This is a genomic window from Streptomyces sp. NPDC005393 (assembly GCF_040606675.1).
Lineage (GTDB): Bacteria > Actinomycetota > Actinomycetes > Streptomycetales > Streptomycetaceae > Streptomyces.
Genome location: NZ_JBEXFG010000101.1, coordinates 1 through 5,758 on the forward strand (window position 1 = coordinate 1; position 5,758 = coordinate 5,758).

Annotated in this window: 1 protein-coding gene; it reads left to right on the forward strand. The window is 72.8% G+C overall.

The features are described from left to right. Positions 1–33: 33 nt before the first annotated feature. Positions 34–5,758 (forward strand): amino acid adenylation domain-containing protein (locus tag ABZS71_RS35190; RefSeq protein WP_356216819.1); only part of this gene is annotated, 5,725 nt, incomplete at its 3' end.

A 5,758-nucleotide genomic window follows, 5' to 3' on the forward strand; every position in this document is an offset into this window, starting at 1 on the left:
TGGTCGACGGGACCGCTGGCGCGGGACCTGTCGGTGGCCTATGGTTCCCGCAGCGCGGGCTCGGTTCCCGCATGGGAGCCGCTGCCGGTGCAGTACGCCGACTACGCGCTGTGGCAGCGCGACCTGCTGGGCGACGACCAGGATCCGCAGAGCGTCGTCTCGCGCCAGGTGGACTACTGGCGCCGGACCCTGGCGGGAGCCCCCGAAGAGCTGACACTGCCCTACGACCGTCCCCGCCCGACGGTGCTGGGCAACCGCGGCCACAGCGTGCCGCTGGAGATACCGGCCGAGGTGCACGCACGCCTCGTGGACGTGGCCCGCGCTGAGGGCGTCACCATGTCCATGCTGCTGCAGACCGCGCTGGCGGTCCTGCTGTCCCGGCTGGGCGCCGGTACCGACATCCCCATCGGCGCGCCGAACGCCGGACGTGCCGATGAAGCACTCGACGACCTCGTCGGCTTCTTCGTCAACACCCTCGTGCTGCGCACGGACTTGTCCGGGAACCCGACGTTCACCGATCTGTTCTCCCAGGTGCGGGAGACCGCCCTGGCGGCCTTCGCGCACCAGGACCTGCCGTTCGAGAGGCTGGTCGAGGTACTGGCTCCGGTCCGTTCGCTCGCCAGGCACCCGATCTTCCAGGTGACGCTCACGGTGCAGAACAACGCCGACGCGGTCCTGGACCTGCCCGGCCTGGCGGCGGAAGCGATGCCCCCGGGAGCGCCGGTCGCGAAGTTCGACCTGGACGTGAGCGTCGGAGAGGCGTTCGACGACCGGAAACGCCCGGCGGGCCTGCGCGGCGTGGTGGTAGCGGCGGCGGACCTATTCGACGCGGACACCGTCCAGCACCTTGGCCGACGTCTTGGGACGGTGCTCCGGACCCTGGCCGCCGACCCGCACACCCGTATCGGTGCCGTCGACGTACTCGACGAGGACGAGCGCCGACGCCTGTTGGTGGACTGGAACGACACCGCGGCCGAGGTGCCGCGCACCACGGTCGTCGAGCTGTTCGAGGAGTGCGTCTCCCGTGCTCCCGACGCCGTCGCGGTCGTGGCGGACGGCGCCGAGGTCTCGTACGCCGAACTCGACGCCCGGGCCGCCCGGATGGCGCGCTACCTGGTGAACCAGGGGGTCGGCGCGGAATCGCTGGTCGCTGTGGTGCTCGAGCGTGGCGTCGACCTGATGGTGGCGCTCCTCGGCATCCTGAAGGCCGGTGCCGCGTACCTGCCCATCGACCCCGCCTACCCGGCGGATCGGATCGCCTACATGCTGGACGACGCCAAGCCGGCCATGGTGCTCGGTGCGTCGGACACGGTCGCGGCCGTCCCCGCCTCGGCCCCGCTGGTGGTTATCAACACACCGGAGTTCGCCACGGCCCTGGACGACGCGGCGGCCCGGCCGACGGTCGCCGGAGAGAGGCCGCGTGCGCTCGCGCACCCGGCGTACGTGATCTACACGTCAGGGTCGACGGGCCGCCCGAAGGGCGTGGTCGTGACCCAGGCCGGGTTCGCGAACACGGTCGCGGCACTGGCCCGGTTCGGCGCGGGCCCGGATTCCCGGGTCGCGCAATTCGCGTCACTCAGCTTCGACAACTTCTGCCTGGAGTGGTCGCTGGCCCTGACCTCAGGCGCGGCGCTGGTCGTGGTGCCCGCCGAACGGCGCCTGGGCCAGGAACTCGCCACGTTCTTCGCGGAGCAGAGGGTCACCCACGCGACGCTGCCGCCCGCCGTCCTGGCCGGGCTGGAGCCCGGGTCGATCGCGCGGGACGTCGTGCTCGAGGTCGGTGGCGAGGCGTGCTCTCCGGAGCTGGTGGAGCGCTGGTCCGCCGGGCGGCTGATGTTCAACACCTACGGTCCGACAGAGACCACGGTCGACGCGACGGTGTGGCGTTGCGCTCCCGGAGTGCGCGAGGTGCCGATCGGTTCGCCCATCGACAACGCGCGGGCTTTCGTGGTGGACGCCTTCCTGTCCCCGGTGGCACCCGGCGTCGTGGGCGAGCTGTACCTGGCGGGAGCGGGCCTGGCGCGCGGTTACGCGGGCCGGCCCGGAATGACGGCGGAGCGCTTCGTGGCGTGCCCGCACGGCGCGCCCGGTGAGCGGATGTACCGCACCGGCGACCTGGCCCGCTGGGACGCGGAAGGCCGGCTGGTGTTCGTCGGGCGCGCGGACGAGCAGGTCAAGGTCCGCGGATTCCGGATCGAACTCGGCGAGGTGCAGGCCGTGGTGGCCGGACACCCGTCGGTGGAGCAGGCCGCGGTGATCACCCGCGAGGACGTCCCCGGTGACCACCGTCTGGTCGCCTACGTGGTGCCCGTCGAGGGCGCGCACCACGACGAGCTGTCGGCGGGGGTGCGGGCCCGCGTGGCCGAGAAGCTGCCGCAGTACATGGTGCCGTCGGCGGTGGTCGTGCTGGACGAGCTGCCGCTTTCGGCCAACGGCAAGCTGGACCGCAAGTCGCTGCCCGTGCCGGAGTACGCCAAGGGCGTGGGCCGCGGCCCGTCGAACGTCCGCGAGGAGCTCATGTGCGCGGCGTTCGCCGACGTCCTGGGTCTCGAGAGCGTCGGCGTGGACGACGACTTCTTCGCGCTGGGCGGCCACTCGCTGCTCGCGGTCCGGCTCGCTGAGCGGCTGCGGGAGCACGGCGTGCCCGTGTCGGTACGGGCGCTGTTCCAGACGCCCACCGTCGCCGGACTCGCCACGTCCTCCGACGCGGAACTCGTCGTCGTACCGCCGAACGGCGTCCCGGACGACGCGCGGGCGATCACTCCTGACATGCTCCCCCTGGTCGACCTCACGGCCGCCGAGGTGGAGCGGATCGTCGCCACGGTGGACGTCGGCGCCGCCAACGTCGCCGACGTCTACCCGCTCGCGCCGCTCCAGGAGGGTCTGCTCTTCCACCACCTGCTGGCGGAGGACGGCGAGGACGCCTACGTCACCCCGATGGTGGTCGAATTCGCCTCGCGGGACCTCCTGGACCGCTACCTGCGCGCACTCCAGCAGGTGGTGGACCGTCATGACATCCTCCGCACCACGATCGTGTGGGAAGGCCTGCGCGAGCCCGTCCAGGTCGTGTGGCGTCACGCCGAGCTGTCGGTCGAGGAAGTGCGGCTGGACTCCGGCAGCACCGACCCGGTGGCCGACCTGGTGGCGCTCGCGGGCTCGGCCATGGACTTGGGGCGCGCGCCCCTGATCCGCGTGCACCTGGCCCCCGAGCCGGGCACCGGCCGGTGGCTGGCGCTCTTCCGGGTGCACCACATGGTGCAGGACCACACCGGAATGGAGGTCGTCCTCGACGAGGTCGTGACGATCCTGGCCGGCCGGGCCGACAGCCTGCCCGAGCCGCTGCCCTTCCGCGACTTCGTCGCACAGGCCCGCAACGGCGTCGAGCGGGAGGCACACACCCGCTACTTCACCGAGCTGCTGGGCGACGTGACCGATACGACCGCCCCCTACGGAGAGCTGAACGCGCTCGGTGACGGCTCCGGCGTGGTCCGCGCCCGGCTCCGGTTCGCACCGGAGCTGGACGGCCGGATCCGCGACGCCGCGCGTCGGCTGGGCACCAGCCCGGCGACGCTCATGCACGTGGCCTGGGCCCGTCTGCTCGGCGCGCTCAGCGGCCGGCACGACGTGGTATTCGGCACCGTCCTGCTCGGCCGGATCAACGCCTCGGCGGGCTCCGACCGGGTGGCGGGTCCCTTCATCAACACCCTTCCGATGCGCGTGCGCATCGACGGCACGACGGCGCGGGCCGCGGTCGTAGCGATGCGCGGCCAGCTCGCCGGGCTGCTGGAGCACGAACACGCTCCGCTGGCCCTCGCGCAGCAGGCGAGCGGGGTACCGGGCGACGCCCCCCTGTTTACCGCCCTGTTCAACTACCGCCACAACACGGCCCGTCACGAGGAGGGGGCCGACGACGCCGCGCCGAGCGGCCTCGCGGTCGAGGGCATCCGGCTGGTGTACGGCCGTGAGGTCACCAACTACCCGCTGTCGGTCTCCGTCGACGACGACGGGGACGGCATCGGCCTGGCCGTCGACGCGGTGGAGACGATCAACCCGCAGGCGGTCGCCGCGCTGCTGCGCACCACCGCGGAGAACCTCGTGGCCGCGCTGAATGACGACCTGAACGGCGGCCCGCGGCTGGCCCTGGCCGCGGTCGACGTCCTCGACGAGACCGAGCGCCACCACGTGCTGGCGGACCTCAACGACACCGGCCGCCGCACCGCGGCGTCGACCGTGCCCGACCTCTTCGAGGCACAGGTGGCCCGCACCCCCGACGCGGTCGCGCTGACCTTCGCGGGCACCGAGCTGACGTACGCGCAGCTCGACGCCCGGGCGAACCGGCTGGCGCGCCTGCTGCTGGACCGGGGCGTGGGCCCGGAGTCGCTGGTGGCCGTGGCCGTACCGCGCGGAGCCGACGCGGTGATCACCCTCCTGGCGATCGTGAAGGCGGGCGCCGCCTACCTTCCGGTCGATCCCTCCTACCCGGCGGAGCGCATCGCGTTCATGCTGGCCGACGCGGCGCCGGCGCTGCTGGTCACCACGGAGGAGACCGTCCTCCCGCCCCAGGCCCCGGCCGCCGGAACGACCGCCGTTCCGTACCTCATACTGGACGCCGTGGACACGCTCGGCGCGCTCGCCGGACTGGCCGACGCCGCGCTCACGGACGACGAACGCCCCGCCCCCGTCCTCCCGGACAGCGGCGCCTACGTCATCTACACCTCCGGCTCCACCGGCCTGCCCAAGGGCACGGTCGTGCCGCACCGGGCGATCGACCGCCTGGTGCGCGACGCCGGGTACGTCGAACTCGGCGCCGACGAGGTCGTCGCGCACCTGGCGTCGGCGTCCTTCGACGCGGCGACCTTCGAGATCTGGGGCGCCCTGCTCAACGGCGCGGTCCTGGCCGTCGCACCGCCCGGCGCCCTGTCCGTCGCCGAACTCCGGGAGTTCCTGACCACCCGACGCGTCACCACCCTGTGGCTGACGGCCGGCCTGTTCCACGAAGTGGTGGACCAGGACCCCGACATGCTCCGCGGTGTCCACCAGCTGCTGGCCGGTGGCGACGTACTCTCCCCCGCGCACTGCCGTGCGCTGCTGGACCGACTGCCCTCCCTGCGGCTCCTCAACGGCTACGGCCCGACGGAGAACACCACCTTCACCGCCGTGCACGAGGTGCGCGCGGCCGACGTGACGGGCAAGGCGGGCGTGCCGATCGGCGCCCCGGTCGCCGACACCCGTGCGTACGTGGTCGACGAATGGCTGCGCCCCGTGCCCGTCGGTGTGGTCGGCGAGCTGTACACCTCGGGCGCGGGTCTGGCGCGGGGATACACAGCTCGCGTCGGGCTCACGGCGGAGCGGTTCATCGCGTGCCCCTTCGAGCCGGGCGGCCGCATGTACCGCACCGGGGACCGGGCGAGCTGGGACACGGAGGGCCGACTGGTGTTCGCCGGCCGGGCCGACGACCAGGTGAAGGTGCGTGGTTTCCGTATCGAGCCGGGTGAAGTCCGTTCGGTGGTGGCCGGGCATCCGGATGTCGCGCAGGCGGCGGTGGTGGTGCGCGAGGACGTTCCCGGGGACAGGCGGCTGGTTGCCTATGTGGTGTCCGTGGACGGCGCCGGCACCGGCCTCCCGGCATCCGTACGCGAGTACGCGGCCCGGCGGCTGCCGGAGTACATGGTTCCGTCGGTGGTGGTGGTGCTGGACGTGTTGCCGCTGACGCCGAACGGGAAGCTGGACCGCAAGGCGCTGCCCGCGCCGGACTACA